Source organism: Chryseobacterium sp. LAM-KRS1 (assembly GCF_013184525.1).
Lineage (GTDB): Bacteria > Bacteroidota > Bacteroidia > Flavobacteriales > Weeksellaceae > Chryseobacterium > Chryseobacterium proteolyticum.
In genome coordinates this window covers 1-20,494 of record NZ_JAAOIZ010000001.1, presented here as the reverse complement: position 1 = coordinate 20,494, position 20,494 = coordinate 1, and the positions used below count along the sequence as shown (strand labels likewise).

General features: G+C 35.2%; 10 protein-coding genes. 4 read left to right on the top strand and 6 right to left on the bottom strand.

Annotation, left to right across the window (positions count from 1 at the left end; translation table 11 throughout):
• Positions 1 to 112 precede the first annotated feature (112 nt).
• From G9C87_RS00050 to G9C87_RS00025, 6 genes are all read right to left on the bottom strand, one after another.
• Positions 113 to 826: a 3-ketoacyl-ACP reductase gene (locus G9C87_RS00050; protein ID WP_172276511.1), complete on the bottom strand. Its 714-nt coding sequence runs from the start codon at positions 824 to 826 to the stop codon at positions 113 to 115.
• A 143-nt stretch (positions 827 to 969) separates the two neighbouring features.
• Positions 970 to 2,553, bottom strand: coding sequence for a calcineurin-like phosphoesterase C-terminal domain-containing protein (locus tag G9C87_RS00045; RefSeq protein WP_228456920.1), 1,584 nt, complete (start codon positions 2,551 to 2,553; stop codon positions 970 to 972).
• A gap of 43 nt (positions 2,554 to 2,596) precedes the next feature.
• On the bottom strand, positions 2,597 to 4,048 hold the full coding sequence (locus G9C87_RS00040) for a SusD/RagB family nutrient-binding outer membrane lipoprotein (protein WP_172276508.1): 1,452 nt from the start codon (positions 4,046 to 4,048) through the stop codon (positions 2,597 to 2,599).
• 11 nt (positions 4,049 to 4,059) lie between these two features.
• Positions 4,060 to 7,032 carry a SusC/RagA family TonB-linked outer membrane protein gene (locus G9C87_RS00035; RefSeq protein WP_172276505.1) on the bottom strand — a complete coding sequence of 991 codons (2,973 nt, stop codon included), beginning with the start codon at positions 7,030 to 7,032 and terminating at the stop codon, positions 4,060 to 4,062.
• Between the two features lie 351 nt (positions 7,033 to 7,383).
• On the bottom strand, positions 7,384 to 8,130 hold the full coding sequence (locus tag G9C87_RS00030; RefSeq protein ID WP_172276502.1) for a glycerophosphodiester phosphodiesterase: 747 nt from the start codon (positions 8,128 to 8,130) through the stop codon (positions 7,384 to 7,386).
• A gap of 64 nt (positions 8,131 to 8,194) precedes the next feature.
• Positions 8,195 to 11,269, bottom strand: coding sequence for a TonB-dependent receptor (locus tag G9C87_RS00025; protein ID WP_172276499.1), 3,075 nt, complete (start codon positions 11,267 to 11,269; stop codon positions 8,195 to 8,197).
• Positions 11,270 to 11,511: 242 nt separating this feature from the next.
• On the opposite strand from G9C87_RS00025, the gene ligA reads away from it, so the two are divergent.
• The 4 genes from ligA to G9C87_RS00005 form a co-directional block, all read left to right on the top strand.
• The gene (gene ligA / locus G9C87_RS00020) at positions 11,512 to 13,518 is read left to right on the top strand and encodes an NAD-dependent DNA ligase LigA (RefSeq protein WP_172276496.1); all 2,007 of its coding nucleotides are present in this window, start codon (positions 11,512 to 11,514) and stop codon (positions 13,516 to 13,518) included.
• Between the two features lie 107 nt (positions 13,519 to 13,625).
• On the top strand, positions 13,626 to 15,908 hold the full coding sequence (locus tag G9C87_RS00015) for a T9SS type A sorting domain-containing protein (RefSeq protein ID WP_172276493.1): 2,283 nt from the start codon (positions 13,626 to 13,628) through the stop codon (positions 15,906 to 15,908).
• A gap of 91 nt (positions 15,909 to 15,999) precedes the next feature.
• Entirely contained in the window at positions 16,000 to 18,552 is a 2,553-nt protein-coding gene (locus G9C87_RS00010; RefSeq protein WP_172276490.1) for a T9SS type A sorting domain-containing protein, read from the top strand.
• 205 nt (positions 18,553 to 18,757) lie between these two features.
• Positions 18,758 to 20,494: leucine-rich repeat domain-containing protein (locus G9C87_RS00005; RefSeq protein ID WP_172276487.1), on the top strand; the 1,737-nt coding region annotated here is incomplete at its 3' end.

The following is a 20,494-nucleotide window of genomic DNA, read 5'->3' as shown; positions in this document are numbered from 1 at the left end:
GTGATCAATTTGGTACAAAAATAAAGAAAAGCGGGTTAAAACCCGCCTGTATTCATATAAAATAAATCATTCAGCAAATAGCTCATCTATCTGTATTGCTAAAGATCTTTTGTTATGGATTTGTAGAGAAAATAGAACCGTTTGCAATTAATGCTCTTCTGTTCATTTTCAGGATATCTCTTACCCATTCTGCGAAATCTTCCGGCTGAAGAACTGTTTCAGGGTTTCCATCTGTTAATCCTCCCTGAATGCTCATATCGGAAGCAATAGTACTTGGCGTTAAGGTTACGACACGGATATTCTGCTTTCTCCATTCTGCCATCATGGATTGTGAAAGAGAAATAACGGCAGCTTTTGAAGCTGCGTAAGCTGACATATTTCCTCCTCCTTTTAAACCGGCCGTGGAAGCAACGTTTACGATATCTCCTTCTCCCTTTTCTTTCAGAAACGGATATACTGCTTTTGCCGCATAATACACCCCAAAAAGATTGGTTTTAATAACCTGTTCCCAGGTTTCAGAAGGCATTTCTTCGATCGTTCCAAAATCTCCGATTCCGGCATTATTGATTAAAATATCTACACCTCCAAGTTCTTTTACTAAAGATTCGATACCTGCTTTTACTGCTGATTCGTCATCAACACTGAAAATAGCATACGCCGCATTGACCCCAATATTTTTAATTTCTTCAACAGTCGCTTTTAAGTTGGCTTCATTTCTGCCTGTAATGGCAACATTCACTCCTTCATTCGCCAAAGCCAAAGCAACTGCTTTTCCTAAGCCTCTTCCACCACCTGTTACAATGGCATTTTTTCCTTTTATGTTCATAATAATACTTTTTCGTCATACAAATTTACGAAAGCATATTTTGTTTAAAGATGAATCATGTGAATGTTTTTCCACGATATTCTTTAAAATAAAACCGGCTTATAGAAGCCGGTTCTCAGAAAGTATAGTAAAAAAAGAATAAATTAAGGAATAAGCACGGGTTCTTTCACCTCGAATTCTTCAGAAGCTGAAAATTGGTTTCCATACATATCCATAGCTCTCACTTCCACCTTGTGCTTCCCTAGTGCTAATTTATTAGTAAATCCACCGATCCATATGTGTTTTGCCATTTCAGGATTTGAGGGTCTTCTTCCCGGAAAAAGATTCTGTGTGGCATCCCATTTGAATACGGACAAAGCAAAATTAGGATCGATCGTTTCGTCATACTCCATATCTTTCCATTCCGCATTATCTATCCTGTACTCCACTTTATCTTTTTTACTCCCCATAAAGAAGTTGGCAAGAATTTTAGCTGATGTTTTTGATGGATAAGGAATGACCTTCGGAACATACAACTTTATCTGATAGTCATCAGGTTTACCGGCTGTTTTGTATTTAACTTTATACTGGTTATCCGCAAAACTTATGAATGAATATCCTTTGGCTGTTCCGTCTCTCATCGTAGAAGTTGGCAATCCCATTTCATCAGGAGTTCCGGAATACCAGTCACCACAAGTTGTTCCTACATTATATTCATGAAGGTCTTTAGCTCCATTCCAACCTGCTTTTTTGCCATAAAAGATCTGCTGTTGGATATGAGTATGTGCTGATAAAAGAAGCGCGTTAGGAAAAGGGCTTAAAAAATCAAACAATTTCTGACGGTCCGCATTTCTGAAATTATCTTCATTAGTATGTTCCAACGGAATGTGGAAAGAGATCACAATCAGTTTGTTTTTATCCACCAGCTTCAGGTCATTTTCAATGAATTGCAGCTGATCATTTCGGAATCCTCCCCAATATCCTTTTCCGTCTCTCGGATCCGGATAAAGAATATCGTCTAAAATAATAAAATGTACATTCCCGTAATTAAAAGAATAATTGGCAGGTCCAAAATTAGCTTCAAAAGTTTCGTCTGAAAACTGATCTTCCTTTGCATCATAATTCATGTCATGATTTCCCATTACATTGTACCATGGTAAACCAATCTCTTTCATGACATCAGCATACGGTTTCTGAAGGCTCAGATTATCTCCTACAAGATCTCCAAGACTGATTCCCAGAACCGCATTCTTTTTTGTGTTCTTTACTTCATTTACAATTCCTCTTTTGAAATAATCCAGTTCTTTCTCTGTGTAAGGCTGAGGATCTCCGAAAACCAGGATATCAAAGTTTTTATCCTCCTTTTGTCTGTACAATGCAAAGTTGAGCTCTTTTGGTAACTCCCCTGTCGGCAGCGTTCCTTTGTATTTAAAATCCGAAGGAGATCCTTTTGGTTTGTAATGATAGTAATATTGAGGTAAATTATTACTGTTAACAGGCGTCATGTAACCCGATGGTTTGATCACAAAAATGGTTTGATTTTCACTAATCGGTAAACTATATCTTCCATTTTTATCTGTTAAAACAACCTGGGCACCGTTAGATACCGCTACTCCTTCGATTCCTTTCTCACGGCTTTCTTTTTTTTGATTTTTATTCATGTCTTCGTACACGTAGCCGGATACGGAAGTTTGTGACCATGCCATTGCTGAAATCAGAAGGCATGGCATTAATAATTTAATATTCATAGGATGATTTATTTTTATTAAGATGTATTACTTCAGGTTTTTATTAGTTATTCCACCAGGTTTTAATATTGATATTATCTCCTCCCATCTGCTGAACAGCAGCCTGATAATTTGTTGTATTTAAAACTTTTGGATTAGGTGGATACATCAACCTTTGGGGCAGATTTCCATTGTTAAGTAGACCTCCATTATTGGGAAGTACAGGAAAACCGGTTCTTCTCTTTTCAAACCATTGTTGCTGATCTACAAAGAACAATGCAATATATTTCTGAAGCATAATCCTGTCGATATTTCCATTATAAGCGACATTCGGATTCGCAAAATAATTTGCAGGTACAACAGCTCCCCATTGTTCTATTGCAGCCTTTACCCCATTCTCATAAAAGGTCTGGGCATTTCCCTGAATGATTCCTTTGTTTGCCAATTCCGAAAGGATGAACTGCAGTTCTGCATAAGGATAAATCAGAATATTCAGCGGAGCTTTTGCTAGATTCTGATTCATATTGGACGGTTGATAACTGAATATCGTTCCATAAGCATAACCTGATGGAGCACCTTTATACCCGATATTCTGCTGGCTGGCAATATCTTTAGCCTGGCCGAAAAACATAGCCAGACGTGGATCATTATTCGCTTTCAGAGTTTCTACAAAAAATTCCGAAGCCGCTCTTCCTGTAGTAAAATCCTGAGGTCTTGCAATGGGAGGAAGAAGTGGTGATACTCCTGTAATATTGAGCTTTGCTGTCTCATTATTATTTTGAAAAAGAGGATATGTGGCAGGATCATTTACAATCTCCTGAATTCGCTGATGAACATTTACTTCTCCGTTTTTCTTCAGGATTCTTGTCAGCAACCTCAACGACAAAGAATTACAAAACTTCTTCCAGTTTATAATCCCATTGGCATCCGATTCTGCCTTATAGAAAAGATCATTCCCTGTAAGTGGCTTATTGGTAATAAAAAGTGCATTGGCTGCTTTCAGATCATCCAGCAATCGAATATAAATGTCTTTTTGTTTATCAAATTTAGGCTGTGATATCCCATCGTCTAATCTTGAAGCTTCAGTAAAGGGAATATCACCATAGGTATCTGTAAGATTGGAATAAATCCAGGCATTTAATACCATAGCAATAGCCTGATAATTCTGATCTTTTTCTACTATTGCTGCCTCTTTCAGGTCTTTTACCTGTTTCAGCCATTTATATGAGTTATTCCAGAATCCGGCTCCTGTATTTTCGGTAAGATAATACCGGCTCAACGAATTTCCTTCATTCGGAAAATCAAGTGACACCTGCATAATGTCAAACGTAAAATCATTGGCCCGCATGTAATTAACGGAAGCCATGTTATATTGAATAGGAACAAGTAATTTAGCCGCTACCGGATCACTTATCCTGCTTTCGTCAATATTTACTTCATCAAGACTTCTGCTGCAGGAAAGAGGGATAAGACCTATTCCCGAAATTAATAATATGTTGAGTAATAATTTTTTCATGATTTTCAATTTTAAAATTTAACGTTAAGCTGAATTCCCACTGTTCTGGCCGTAGGCAGCTGTCCCATTTCCACTCCCGGTGTAATCTGGCTGTCATTAAGAGTTGCAGCTTCAGGATCGAATAACGGGAACTTTGTCCACATCCAAAGATTTCTTCCAAATAATGCTATTGTAAGATCAGTCAGCTTAAGCTGCTCCGTTACACTTTTAGGCAAAGTATAAGATATTCTTGCATCCCTTAATTTGACAAAAGAGGTATCAAATGAGTTGGTTTCTACATTGGCTCTTCTGTAATAATCAGCGTAATAAGCCGAAACGGCGACACCTTTGGTGTTTGGTGAGTAAGATCCGTCAGGATTTTGTACCACTCCTTCTCCTACGATCAGACCATTCGGATTATCTCTTCCGATCAGGGTATGCGTTAATTTACCCTGTTCAGTCATTTTGTGATGCGACTGGGAATAGGCCATTCCTTTGTATTGTCCGTCAAAAGAAAAGCTGATGGTAAAATTCTTGTATCTGAACTCGTTTTGAAGACCGGCCCTCCATTTCGGATATGCATTTCCTATCTTTTTCATCTCAGTTGGCTTTGCTGTTAAGCCGTCACTTCCATATACAACCTGTCCGTCAGGTGAATACATCAGTCCATAGCCATACATATCTCCCAACGATCCACCAACTACTGCATTATAATACACCACTCCACCTACACTGCCTAAAGTATAAGGCTGTCCCTGAAATTCATCCGGAAGTGAAAGGATCTTATTTCTGTTCATTGACCAGTTCGCATTTACATTCCACGAGAAATTTTTATTTTTAACGGGAAAGGTATTTAAAGTCATTTCCAATCCCCTGTTTCGTACCTCCCCTGCGTTGATGGTTCTTTTACTATATCCTGTTTCATACAGAGCCGGGATATCAACGATCTGGTCCTTAGAATTGTTCTGGTATGCGGTAATGGAATAGCTGATCCTGTTTTTAATTATACTGAAATCCATTCCGGCTTCAATATTGGTAAGCATCTCAGGTCTCAGGTTAGGATTAGGAAATAAAGAGGGAGCCTCTACTGATCCGGAGAACACACTGTTGTTATAATATTTTATAAGTTTATAAGGGCTTGTGTCATTTCCAACCTTTGACCAGGAAGCCCTTAATTTCCAGTAATTGAACTGGTTTGAGCTAAGTTTGAATATGTCTGAAAGAATAAAAGAAAGCCCTGCTGAAGGATAAAAATAGGATCTGTTGTTTTTAGGAAGTGTGCTGCTCCAATCATTTCTTGCCGTAAGGTCAAGGAAGATCTTATTCTGATACCCCAAAGTCACCAAACCATAGGCACTATTGACCTGCTTATCGTTTGGAGTTGCAAATTTTGTAATGTTGGCAATCCCATTGGGCAGTGTATAAACTCCCGGCTTCAAAAGACCGTCGGCGAGATAATCATACATCGTGTATTCGGAATAACGGATATTTCCTCCTACTGATGCACTGAAATCAAAATCTTTAAATGTATTTTTATAAGTAAATAATAAATCGTTATTAAGATCCATCTGTTTAATATGCTGCTCCCTGTACATTCCCTGAAGATAGTTGGCAGAACTCCATGGCCTTTGCTGAGTACGTTCTTCATTGGTGAGCTCCATACCGGATCTGAACATGACCTCAAAGTTTTTGGCCAATTTATAGTTAAGGTTTATATTTCCTGTGATAAAATTCTTATCCACCCCGTTTAACATTTCGTAGGCGATCATGTATGGATTATCAATATAGGAACTGAAGGGATGGATCTGATCCACCTGGTATTTATCTTTTTTCCATATCGGCCGATACCAGGCAAGATCTACATTCGGGTTCTGGAAAATCATGAAATAGGAAATCGATTGATTGCTATAACCTGTCGCAGGAAGGTTATCACTTGTCATTTTATTATAGTTGAATTTAACTCCTATTTTTAATTTTTCATTGATCTTATGGTCAAAAGAAATCGCTGCATTAAATCTGTCGAAACCCGTATTAGGCATCATCCACTCATTTTTAAGATACGTTAATGAGGACCTGAAAGAGGTATTTTCATTGGATGCCTCTACAGCAATATTGTTTGAAAATGTGCTACCTGTTTGCCAGAAGCCTTTGATATTGTCTTTGTATGGTCTCCATAGTTGTCGTTCCGCACTCTGACCTTCCAATGTGGGATCATATTGAAAATAATATTGGCCTGCAAATTTCGGCCCGAATGCACTACTAGTACCACCGGTATTTACTCCATCCGGTGAAGCCCCATACGAATAGAAATAATTCCCTTTCGAATCCTTTTGCATAGTCCCCTGACCATACTCATATTGATAGTCCGGCCATTTTAGCACTGTATCATAGCTTGAATAGGAATTTAAGGTAACCTGTATTTTTCCCTTTTTGGTTTTTCCGGATTTAGTTGTGATCATTACTGCACCTCCCGCACCTCGTGATCCGTATAAAGCTGCTGCGGTAGATCCTTTTAAAACTGTTATTGTTTCAATGTCATCAGGGTTGATGCTGTTGATTCCATTCCCGTAATCAATAGGTAAATCAGCTTTTGCTCCTGCTCCATAGGCTGAAAATCCGGTACCTGTGGTTGAATTGCTCAATGGAACACCATCCACTACGATAAGTGCATTATTCTGATCCATATTCATCGAGATATCACCTCTAAGTTTGATGAGTGAGCTTCCTAAAGGCCCCGCTCCCGCTGTTTGGATCTTCAAACCGGCAACTTTACCTTCAAGAGCCTGAGCCCAGTTATTATTCTGGGTTCTTAACAGCTCTTCAGATTTGATGGTTTCAGCAACATATCCTAAAGATTTATCGTGTCTTTTAATACCTAAAGCAGTAACGACCACTTCATCAATATTTTTAATGGTATCTTTCCTGGCTTTCTGTTGGGCTGTCAGGCTGGAACTAACTAATCCCAAAAATGATAAAAACAATAGTTTCTGTTTCTGTTTACGCATATCTTTTTGTTTGCGCAAAAGTAAAAGCTACTGGTGAAGATGGTTTTAATACTATTTTAACATTTATTAAAAAAATATTAAACACAATATGAACTCATTATCAACAAGGGTTTGTACTTTTCTGGTTAACAGTACATTAAAATGATGAATATTATTTAATGCGACATGCATAACTTATTTCATTATCTTTATTGTCTTTTTATGATACACTACTTTTACATCACAATAAAAATCTAGTAATCAAATACTTGATCAACAGAATCGTTCTCATCTGAATGTATATTATAAAAAAAGCAGCTTGCCATGGGCAAGCTGCTAAAAAATATCTACGTTTAAATAAACTTTTAAGGCCTATTTACCTTTTAACTGATCAGGAATATTTGTTGTAATAAAACCGATTCCCTGGCTTTTTAATTTCTCGTAAACCGCAATATCATTCACAGTCCATGAATTGGTAATTAAACCCAATGCTTTAGCTTCGGAAATCCATGTCGGATTTTTGTCGAAAACACTGTAATGATAGTCCATCCCGTCCAAACCTTCATTTTTAATCTGTTCCGGAGACAATTCTCCATTAAGGTATTGAACTTTAAATTTCGGTTCTGCCTTTTTAATTTCTTTACAAATATTCAGGCTGAAAGAAATAAATTCACTCTGAGATTCCAGTTTCAGGTCCTTTATTGTTTTGATTGTTTTTTGAACCAGCTCATCTTCCTTTTCTTTTGTCTTATCGGGCTTAATTTCAACGATCAGCTTAAGAGACTTATCTTTCTTTCCCTGTTTCAGATAATCTTTAAGGGTCGGGAAGTTTTCACCGTTTGAGAGCTTCACTTTTTCCAACTCTTTGAAGTCTGTTTCGGAGATTTCCATTTTCCCGTGGTGTTCATCATGGTTAACGACCAGGACTCCATCCTTTGTCATTCTCACATCGAATTCAGCTCCATAAATCTTAAGTTTTTGGGCATTCTCCAACGATTTTAATGAATTTTCGGTGGTTGGAGGTTGTGTTTGCCAATAACCTCTGTGTGCGATAATCTGGGTTTGTGCCTTCATTGCAACTGTACTTAAAACTGCTAACCCTAAGATAAAATTTTTCATAATATAATCAGATAATTAAAAATGTCAAAGTCCGGGACTTTGACATAAAGGTAGTATTAAAATTTTAGAAAGTATATTTCGCTCCTAACTGAATCTGGTAAGGATTACCTGATAAAGGTTCTAATCCACTGGTATTCAGTTTATATTGATATTGTTGTGTTGCTGCATCAAATCCTGTAATTCTATACAATGCTGTATTTCCATAGGATTTATTGACTCCCCACTCTTTATTAAGAAGATTGGCAACATTAAAAATATCAACTGAAAGTTCAAATCCACCAATTTTTTCAAACTTGATCTTCTTAGCAATACGGATATCCCATACTCCATAGAAACCGTTCTTACCTCCATTACGTTCAGCAATTTTGTTATTGTAATCGCTGATATAGTTTTTCAATGCTTTACCTACTTCAGGGTTATCAATTAAAGTCTGTGTAAGATTCGGGAATATGTATGCCAGATCGTTCGTATCAACAAAATCTCCGTTCGTATTTCCTCCGGAAGTCACTGAGAATCTAGTTCCTCCTATCCCTGAATATCGTATACCTACGGTAAATCCAAAAAAGGTAGGTGAATTCCCATACAATACCACTTTATTACGGAACTGATTATCGGAATATGTCATTCTCAGATTTCTCGGGTCACTTTCAACCATTGTGGATAAAGTTGCAGAATTGGCAACATTCCCATTATATGAGGTATTATCCTTGATATCAGACCATGTGTAGCTTGCTGTAATTTCTCCATCTTTGTAATAACGGTAACTTGTATCAAATACAAACGAAAACTGATTTACTTTCCCGTCGCTTACAAGTTCAAGTACCCTTCCGAAATTATTATTAATTCTGCCTGCTTTCCAATCAACAGTTCCATTGGCATTTACTGTATTCAAAGGAACAAAAACACCTCTTCCCCCTTCATTATTTAATGTAAAATAAGGATTGGCTACCATGTTTCTGTCATAATAGAAATAATTGTTTCTTCCTAAGGCAGCATAAGCAGCAACACCCGCTCTGAATCTTTCATTAAAGAAGTGAGTATAGGAGATATTCGCCTTATAAACGATTGGAATTTTAGCATCTTTACCTGTGTAATTAATGGTAGGAATCTGATATTGTGATAAAGTAGGAACAGTTCCGTAATCATTCCTATAGCTGGTGAAGTTCGGGACAGGAACATCTTTACCAGTCACATCTACCGTTGCCAAGTGTCTTCCGTCAAATACAAGGTTGTTGATCACCATATAATTGTTGATATCCGAAGAGAAGATTCCTGCACCAAATTTCAAGAAGTCTTTACTTTCTTCATTGATATTCCAGTCAAATTGAAATCTGGGTTGAATAACGAATGATTTAATACGGTTATCGGTTCTGATTCCCATTTGATCATATAGCTTTTGATTAAGCTCGGCTTTCGGATATCCACCATAATCCAGCCTTAAACCAGCCATTAAGTCAAGTCCTTTAGCAATTTTTGTTTGAATCTGACCATATACGCCAACATTCCAAATGTTCGATTTTACAGAAGAATCATCCATTAAAGGAACCTCTCTGTAAAACCTGTAAGGCGTAAGGTTATTAAAATTATCAATTCCTAAGAATTGAAACCTTCCGTTCACCTCGCTACCATAAATAGATTTTGATTTTGTGTACATCAGGTCGATACCTGCTGTATATTTAATCTTATCTGTATTATAGTATAAATTGTCTACGATCTGGAATACATTATTTCTAAAGCTTTCCTGTCCGAAACGGTGTCCTCCGATCTGGATATTGGTTGTAAGGTCCTTTCCATCAATGGTAGAAGGTACACGTTCTACAATTGCCCTTGGAACAGCATGCCCCAGCTGATTGTTCTGATAGCTGTTCTGGTAAGTATATAAATATTGTGCTTTTAATTCGTTGGTGAGATTTGATTTCAGATTTGATCTTAATGTTAATAATAAGCTATTATCAAGGTTTTTGTCATTTCCATAAGATTCAAAAAAATTGATGGCCGTGTTATCTGCTAGTCCGTTTTTATTAAAATCATAAGTAAAATTATTTCTTAAGGTTAATAAGTTTTTAGGGTTGATCTGCCAGTCTAAACGTAGGAATCCGGCATCAGAATTCCTAACTTTATCAAAGCTTCCGAATTGCGGAGTATTTCCGACACCATATTTAGCTCTCCCAATATTTAAAACCTGATTAAGTGTTTCATTGGTTACATTAAACCTTAAAGCATCATCTTTCGTTCTTACATCTGCAATGATCAAAGGCCTGGAATCCAATTGATGATCCCATGCGGCAAAGAAATGCAACTTATTTTTAATAATCGGACCTCCTAAAGATACCCCGAACTGTGAGGTTGAAAAGTCGTTTACCCTTTCATTTCCCCTGATATCATATTTGCTGGATAACCATCCTGTTCTCAGATATTCCCAGGCACTTCCCGTAAAGGTATTGGTTCCTGATTTCGTTACAGCACTTACCGTACCTCCTCCACTTCTTCCCAATGTAACATCATACTGGTTGGTCGTAATTTTAAATTCACGTACTGCTTCAATTGAAATGGAATAAGGTGCGCCACTTCGGCTGGTTGTAGATCCTGCAGAAGTTGGATTCTTGGCAGTCATTCCATCGATGGTAAAGTTGGTGGAAGATCCTAATTGTCCTGATAAATTCCCTCCCTTTCCACTTAACGGAGACAATTCTGTAAGATTGGTGAAATTTCTTCCATTAACAGGCAATATCCCCATGTTTTTAGCAGAAATAGCTGTTGCCGCACCAAGATTTCCGATCTTGTTTTTAAGATTTCCCGTTACAACTACAGTTTCAATTACCTTTTCATGATCCCCAAGATTAACATCTACGGTAACCTGATCTCCAAAATTGACATTGTAGCCCTCTCTTTTTTCATCGTTTACAATAACCGTATAAGGACCACCAAGAGGAATTTCTTTAAAAATATACTCTCCTTTTGAATTGGTTTCAGTTTCTGTTCTAAAACCTGTAGACTCATTAACGATGGTTACCTTTACTTTTTCCTGGGCTTTAGTTCCGGTGATTTTTCCGGTAATGGATGCCTGTGTGGTCTGTGCATAAGCCATTGTACCAAAGCTCAAAAACAATAATCCCAATACAATCTTTACTTTTCTCATCTTTTCAAATTAGCTGGGGCAAAGGTATTGGGTCTGTACAAGCTTGCTATTTAAGGAAATTTTAACATTTCTTTAATTAAATTAGAACGATATGTTAAGCTATTACTAACAAATAAAATAAAGAAATGGCAATCAACAACTTATCATGTATTACAAATTTTTAATGTATCCATATTATTTAATTATGTTATTTTCTTAATGATATTAGTTTTAGCTATTTTTGCTTAAAAGAAAAAATAGCAATGTCCGAAAACATTCAACAAAAGATAGAACAGCTTCGTAAAGAACTTCATCAGCATAATGAAAATTATTATTTACTGGATGAACCTACCATTTCAGATTTTGAATTTGACCAATTATTAAAGGAACTTCAGGATCTCGAAGCAAAGCACCCGGAATTTTATGATGCCAACTCTCCCAGTGTACGTGTTGGAGGTGGGATCACTAAAGTCTTTCCTACTATTCAGCATCAGTTCAGAATGTATTCCCTGGATAATTCCTATGATTTTGATGATCTTGAAGACTGGGAAAAGCGAATTATTAAAACAATTACCGGCCCCGTGGAATTTGTTGCAGAATTAAAATATGATGGTGCTTCTATTTCTATTTTGTATGAAAATGGTAAACTGATACAGGGAGTTACTCGTGGAGACGGTTTCCAGGGAGATGAGATCACTGCTAACGTACGTACTATTTCAGACATTCCTTTGACACTGAAAGGAGATTTCCCGTATCGTTTTTTCATGCGTGGGGAAATATATCTCACGAGAAAAAATTTCGATAAAATCAATAAACTAAGAGAGGAAGAAGGATTAGATCCTTTTATGAATCCACGAAATACGGCAAGCGGAAGTTTGAAGATGCAGGATAGTGGTGAGGTAAGAAAACGCGGGCTTTCTTCTGTATTATATCAGTTTATTTCCGAGGAAATTCCGGCAGAAACGCATTGGGAATTGCTTCAAAAAGCTCAGACCTGGGGTTTCAAAACTTCCCAGCAGGCAAAACTTTGTAAAACTTTAGATGAAGTAAAAGATTTCATTACTTTCTGGGATACAGAACGACATAATCTTCCTTTTGAAATTGATGGTATTGTATTAAAAGTAAATTCTTTACAACAGCAGAGACAGCTTGGATATACTGCAAAATCACCTCGCTGGGCAATGGCCTATAAATTTAAAGCTGAAAAAGTAGAAACGGAATTACAAAGTGTATCCTATCAGGTCGGAAGAACAGGAGCCATTACTCCGGTAGCTAATCTGAAACCTGTTCTATTGGCAGGAACCACTGTTAAGAGGGCATCTCTTCATAATGAAGATATCATTAAAAAACTGGATCTGCATGAACACGATTTTGTTTATGTAGAAAAAGGAGGTGAAATTATACCTAAAATTGTGGGCGTCAACAAAGACAAAAGAACAGAAAAAAGCAGGGAGATCGAATACATTAAACATTGCCCTGAATGCGGAACCGAACTTATAAAAGTGGAAGATCAGGCGATTCATTTCTGTCCGAATGAACTTCACTGCCCTCCGCAGGTAGTAGGAAGAATGATTCATTATGTTTCAAGAAAGGCTTTAAACATAGAAAATTTAGGGAGCGAAACCATTGAACAACTGTACCGGGAAAAATTAATTGAAAATCCGGCAGACTTTTACACTTTAACCAAAGAGCAATTACTTCCGCTGGAAAGAATGGCTGAAAAGTCGGCACAAAATATTATCTCAGGAATTGAAAAATCTAAGGAAATTCCTTTTGAGAAAGTATTATATGGAATCGGTATCAAACATGTAGGAGAAACAGTTGCCAAGAAACTGGTTAAAAACTTCCCTACTATTGATGACCTGAAAAATGCAACTGCCGAAGAATTGTGTCAGGTGGAAGATATAGGAGGTAAAATTGCATATAGTATTGAAGCGTTCTTCAATAATCCGGAAAATATTTTAATGATTGAACGCTTAAAAACCTATGGTGTTCAGCTTGAAAAAGGAGAAAATACCAATGAAGTTTTATCCCATGTTCTTGATGGAAAAACATTCCTGTTCACCGGAAAACTGTCTCTGTTCACAAGAGAATCTGCAGAGGATATGGTGGAAAAACATGGTGGAAAAAATATTTCCGCGGTTTCTAAAAACCTTAATTATCTTGTTGTGGGCGAAAAAGCCGGCAGTAAATTGAAAAAAGCTCAGGATATCGGGACTATTGAGATCCTTGATGAACAGCAATTTTTAGATTTGATAGAAAATCAATAAAAAAAACAGACATTTTAACAATAATTAAATAATAAGCCATTGATATATACTATTGATGGCTTATTTTTGCTTTTTAAAATAAAAAAATAACTACTAACTAGTAATACATGAAAAAAATCTACTTAATCATTTCTCTGATTATATTTGCTATGTTTCAGGCACAGATTGTGAATATTCCAGATGCTAATTTTAAAGCCAAACTTCTGTCAGCAAACACAACAAACGGGATCGCATACAACAATAACCACCAAAAAATTGTAATTGATACAAACGGAGATAGTGAAATTCAGGTTTCAGAAGCATTGAATGTATCAGAACTTTTTATTCCCGGTCAAACAGGTAATATGATTGCTGATCTTACAGGTATCAATCAGTTTACCAATCTTACGGCTTTAAGTGCTTTTAATAATGCTTTGACTAATCTTCAAATAACAGGATTATCCAACCTTACACTTATACATGTAGCCAACAACAATCTTACTAACGTTTCTTTTGATAATTTGAACAGTCTGCAGACTTTATCTATCGCTAACAATCAACTTTCTGGTTTCTCAATTACTAACTCCCCCAATCTACAAAGTCTCTCATGTAGTGGAAATCAATTAGTATCGGTAGATATTTCCAATTTCCCAAATCTGGTCACTTTAGAATGTAATAATAATTTAATTACAACATTAATTTTAAATAACAATAATAATTTGACAAACATTGTTGCTTCACATAATAAGCTTGTAACCATTCCGTTTGGGGAGGCTCCTAATGTGGCAAATTTATATATTGATTATAATCTTTTTACTACTATTGATGTGGGACAACTTACACAGCTTGGTAATTTTAATTTTTCTAATAATCCCAATCTCGTAAGCTTTAATATTAAGAACGGAAAAAATAACTATACTCAAGGAGCAACTCCATATTTTTCAAACACACCAAGTTTAAGTTATATATGCGTTGATGATATCGAGTTGGGAGCGATAAATGCACTGGTCAATTATTACAATCAGCCTAATGTTGTATTAAACTCATATTGTTCTTTTGCTCCCGGAGGAAATTCTTATACCATACAGGGAAGCACGAAATATGATTCCAATAATAATGGTTGTGACATCAATGATCCTATAAAAGCGTTTCAAAAATTCTCAATAACAAATCCTTATAATGCCGGTAATATGATAGCAAATGCTTCAGGAAATTATTCAATTCCAGTTCAAGCCGGCAATTATACCATTACACCTGTATTAGAAAACCCTACTTATTTTAATATTTCACCAACAAATGTAACTGCAAATTTCCCTACACAAACAAGTCCCCTTACTCAAAATTTTTGCATGTCCGCCAATGGAACACATAACGATCTAGAAATTATCATTATTCCTGTGACTGCTGCTGTACCAGGTTTTGATACAAAATATAAAGTTTTTTTCAAAAATAAAGGAAACACATCACAATCGGGAACTTTGGTTTATAATTTTGATGACAATCTAATGAATTATCTAAACTCCACGATTGCTCCAAACACTCAGTCAACTGGAATATTATCCTGGAATTTTACCAATATTTTACCCTTCGAGACTAAAGAAGTTACATTAACCTTTACATTAAACACACCAACACAAACACCACCCTTAAATGGCGGAGATCTATTGCACTACACAGCACAGATTAATGGAGGTACAGATGATACACCAACAGATAATATATTTACTTTAAATCAACCTGTAGTTAATTCTTTTGATCCCAATGACAAAACATGCCTTGAAGGAACCTCAATTGCACAAGCAAAAGTTGGAGATTACGTTCATTACCTAATCAGATTTGAAAATACAGGGACAGCCAATGCGAAAAATATTGTGGTAAAAGACGAAATTGATCTTACGAAATTCGATTTATCCAGTTTGATTCCTCTTAATGGAAGCCATAATTTTGTAACGAGAATCAATGGAAATGTAGTCGAATTTATTTTTGAAAACATTCAGCTTCCTTTTGATAATGCGAATAATGACGGATATGTTTCATTTAAAATCAAAACAAAATCTAATTTGGTTATCGGAGATAGTTTCAGTAATACAGCCAAGATCTATTTTGATTATAATGCGCCTATCATTACGAATACTGCTACAACTTCTGTTCAGAATACCTTAGGAACATACGAAATTACTAATGATAAAGACCAGTTCAGTATCTATCCGAATCCGGTAAAAGATATTGTATTCATAAAGTCAAAAGAGAAGATTGTAAAGGCAGAAATCTATGATACAGCAGGAAGGATTTTAAATTCAATAAGCGTAAGCAATAATTCTGTCAACACCTCTGAACTTGCTAAAGGAAGCTATATGATCAGATTGTTTACAAAAGATCAGGTTATGGTACAGAAATTCATAAAAAATTAATTTCAATTAAGTATATTTTTTAGATACCATTAAATAGCAATTAAGTAATGCTAAAATAACTCACATAAAAAATGATAAACCAATAAAATTTATGAAAAAACTTTACCTCATTCTTTTCGTAAGTATTCTGCCTATATTTAAAGCACAAATCTTAAATATTCCAGATCCGAACTTTAAATCTTATTTATTATCTGCAAATAATACAAATTATATCGCTCTCGACGTTAACCACAATCCTGTTGCTATAGATCTTAACGGCGACAACGAAATTCAGGCTAGCGAAGCAAGTTTAATAAAAACTCTTGATATTAATGGAACAACGAGTACAGTGGGATCGCAAATCGGCGATATTACAGGTATTAAAAGTTTCACAAATCTTACGAAACTCTCTGTACAATTTATACCGAACAATAACTTCACCTCTTTTGATGTTAGCGGGATGACTTCCCTTACAGAATTATTTGCTGCTGGTTATTATCTTTCAGCGCTTAATGTAGATAATTGTACCGGTCTTAAGAAATTGAATATTCAAGGTGGAAATTTCCAAACACTTACTTTAAATATTCCCTCTTTAACACATTTGTCTATTTCAGAGTATTTAAATTATTTAAATTTTCAAGGTTGCCCAAATATCAAAGTCCTAAATTTAGAACGAGTATTGCTAAGTAATATTAATCTAAGCGGTATAAATAATTTAGAAGAAGTTACGATTTCAAGTTACGGTTATTCATGGTTAAATAATACTATAAATATTAGTGGCTGTAATGATTTAAAAAAAATCTCCCTTTTTGGCCCGGACATACAATCTTTATCTGTTTCCAATAACCCATTGCTCACAGAAATTACCTCCAATTATAGCACTACAGTTCCTAATGTAACGATATCTAACAACCCACTACTAAAAAGTATTTCACTGGTTGATAATGAAATTACAAACCTGACAGTAACCGGATCCCCATTGCTCGAAATTTTTGATGTTGATGAAAATGCTCTTAACAGTATTGATTTAACAGGTTTTCCTATTCTTACAACTGTAAAGTGTTCAGAGAACCAACTCACATTATTAGATTTGAGTTCTAATCCTTTACTTTCTTACTTAGATTGTTCGGATAACAATATAAAGATTTTAAATTTTAAAAATGGAGGACAAGGTGTTCCATATAATTTCAATATTGATGATAATTCAGAATTACAATATGTATGTTGTGATTTACAGCATACCAATGCTGTTTTATCCTACTTGAATATGTATGGTTATACTAATGTTAATGTTAATTCTTATTGTTCTTTTACTCCTGGTGGAACTTTTTACACCATAAATGGAGACACAAAATACGATTCCAACAATAATGGCTGTGATATTTCGGATCCAGGAAAAGCATTTCAAAATTTCTTGGTTACAAGTGGGTCTTCCACTGCTAATTTTATTGCAAATTCGGCAGGTGTCCATTTCATACCGTTACAAGCTGGAACTCACACTATTAGTCCTATACTCGAAAATCCTACTTACTTTAATGTCTCGCCAGCAAATTTAATAACCACCTTTCCTACTCAAGCAAGCCCATTTACACAAAACTTTTGTTTAACGGCTAATGGAATACATAATGATTTGGAAATTATGATTATTCCAATTGAATCAGCAAGACCTGGATTTGATACAAAATATAAAATTGTTTACAGAAATAAAGGAACTTCGGCACAATCAGGAACCTTAGCTTATAATTTCAATGACAATCTAATGAATTATCTAAGCTCCACGATTGCTCCTAATTCACAGTCAACTGGAATCTTATCCTGGAATTTCAACAATATCTTACCTTTTGAGACTAAAGAAATTACAGTAACCTTTAAATTGAGTACTCCTACACAGACTCCTCCTTTAAACGGTGGTGATGTACTGCATTACACAGCACAAATCAACGGAGCTACAGATGATACTCCTTCAGATAATACATTTACATTAAACCAAATCGTTGTCAACTCTTTTGATCCTAATGATAAAACCTGTCTGGAAGGCTCTTCTATCACTCAGGCACAAGTCGGAGATTATGTTCATTATTTGATGAGATTTGAGAATACAGGAACGGCCAATGCTCAAAATATCGTAGTAAAGGATGAGATCGATACTTCAAAATATGATATATCCAGCTTAGTTGCACTGAATGGAAGCCATAATTTTGTAACGAGAATCAATGGAAATGTAGTCGAATTTATTTTTGAAAACATTCAGCTTCCTTTTGATAATGCGAATAATGACGGATATGTTTCATTTAAAATTAAAACAAAATCTAATTTGGTTATCGGAGATAGTTTCAGTAATACAGCCAAGATCTATTTTGATTATAATGCGCCTATCATTACGAATACTGCTACAACTTCTGTTCAGAATACCTTAGGAACATCCGAAATTACTAATGATAAAGACCAGTTCAGTATCTATCCGAATCCGGTAAAAGATGTTTTATTCATTAAGTCAAAAGAGAAAGTTGTAAAGGCAGAAGTCTATGATATAGCTGGAAGGATTTTAAATTCAATAAGCGTAAGCAATAATTCTGTCAATATCTCTGAACTTACTAAAGGAAGCTATATGATCAGATTGTTTACAAAAGATCAGGTTATGGTACAGAAATTCATAAAGAATTAAATCACTTTACATCAATAAACGAAAGACTGCCTTAAGAAGCAGTCTTTGCTTTTCAGTAAAATCTATAGATTTTACTGAAAAGCAATAAATTAATTTAAAACAAAAGAAGAAAAATAAACCCTTGAATTTACATTTTAATAGTTTATTTTTGTGCGTTTTTTAGCTAATGAAAGAAATTAAAAAACATTAATATAAGTAAGACTATATGAAAAAAATCTACATATTTATTTCTTTGATTTTATTTTCTGTGCTTAACGCACAGATTGTGAATATTCCGGATATTCACTTCAAAAATGTACTTTTAACTACAAATTATCCTGTAGCAAAAAATAGCATTGGTGTTGCTATTGATATAGATGCAAACAATGATGGCCAAATACAAAGTAGTGAGGCTGCAATTGTTAGTGAGTTATTTCTATATAAGCCAGATTACTGGCACACCATTGTTAATGAGATGCAAGCTGTTACATCTTTGGAGGGAATTAAAGGTTTTGTTAATCTTAAAAAAATATATCTTAAAGGTTTCAATTCGTTGACATCAATAGATATGAGTAACATGACCTCTCTTGAAGAGGTAAGGGTGGATAGTAATATAACATTGAACTCGATGAATATTCAAGGATGTACTAGCTTGAATTTGGTAAGAACTAATTTTAATAAATTAACAAGCTTGCTTTTACAAGGTTGTTCGGCACTGACTGAAATTGATTGTAGTGACAATCAACTTCAAGCATTAGATTTTTCTGGAAACCCTTCATTGTATAATCTGAATGCTTCATCTAATAAACTCGTTTCCATCAATCTAGGCAATTTACCAGCTCTTCAATCTGCTAATTTGATTTTAAATAATCTTAATAATGTCACTTTTAATAATAACACTGCTCTACGTACTTTGAATTTGGCATATAATAACGTTTCATCATTACTTTTCTCTCAAATCCCTAATTTAAAGGGTTTAAATATTGCGGGTAATAAGTTTTCAACTATAGATGTATCGGGTCTATCTCAGCTTGAATCTATCCAATGTAGTGTCAATTTATTAACGACTTTAGATTTATCACAAAATCACAACCTTATGACATTTAATTGTGATTCTAATTATAGCCTGCAATCTTTATTCATTAAAAATGGGAAAAATGACTTTTTATCAATTTATCCCTCTTCTTTTTTAAATACTCCAAATTTATCTTATATCTGTGTTGATGACTTTGAAGCATCAAACGTAACCAATTTACTACCCACTCAAAGCAATTGTGTAGTAAATTCTTATTGTTCTTATGTTCCAGGAGGAACATTCTATACTATTCAAGGAAATATAAAATATGACAGTAATGATAATGGATGTGATATCAATGATCCAAGTAAATCATTTCAAAAGTTTAACATTACTAATGGAAATACTGCAGGAAGTATAATTTCTAATAACACAGGAAATTATTCTATTCCTGTGCAAGGAGGTTCTCATATAATAACACCTGTGCTCGAAAACCCCACCTACTTTAACATTTCTCCAGCAAACGCCACAGCAAACTTTCCAACCCAAACAAGCCCATTGACACAAAATTTTTGCTTAACCGCTAACGGGACACATAATGATTTTGAAATAGTTGTAATTCCTGTTAATGCTGCGAGACCTGGATTTGAAGCAATATATAAAATTATCTACAAAAATAAAGGTACCACAACGCAGTCAGGAACCTTGGCTTATAACTTTAACGATAATTTAATGAATTATGTGAGTTCCACGATTGCTCCAAATACTCAGTCAACTGGAATATTATCCTGGAATTTTACCAATATTTTACCCTTCGAGACTAAAGAAATTACATTAACCTTTACATTAAACACACCAACACAAACACCACCCTTAAATGGCGGAGATCTATTGCACTACACAGCACAGATTAATGGAGGTACAGATGATACACCAACAGATAATATA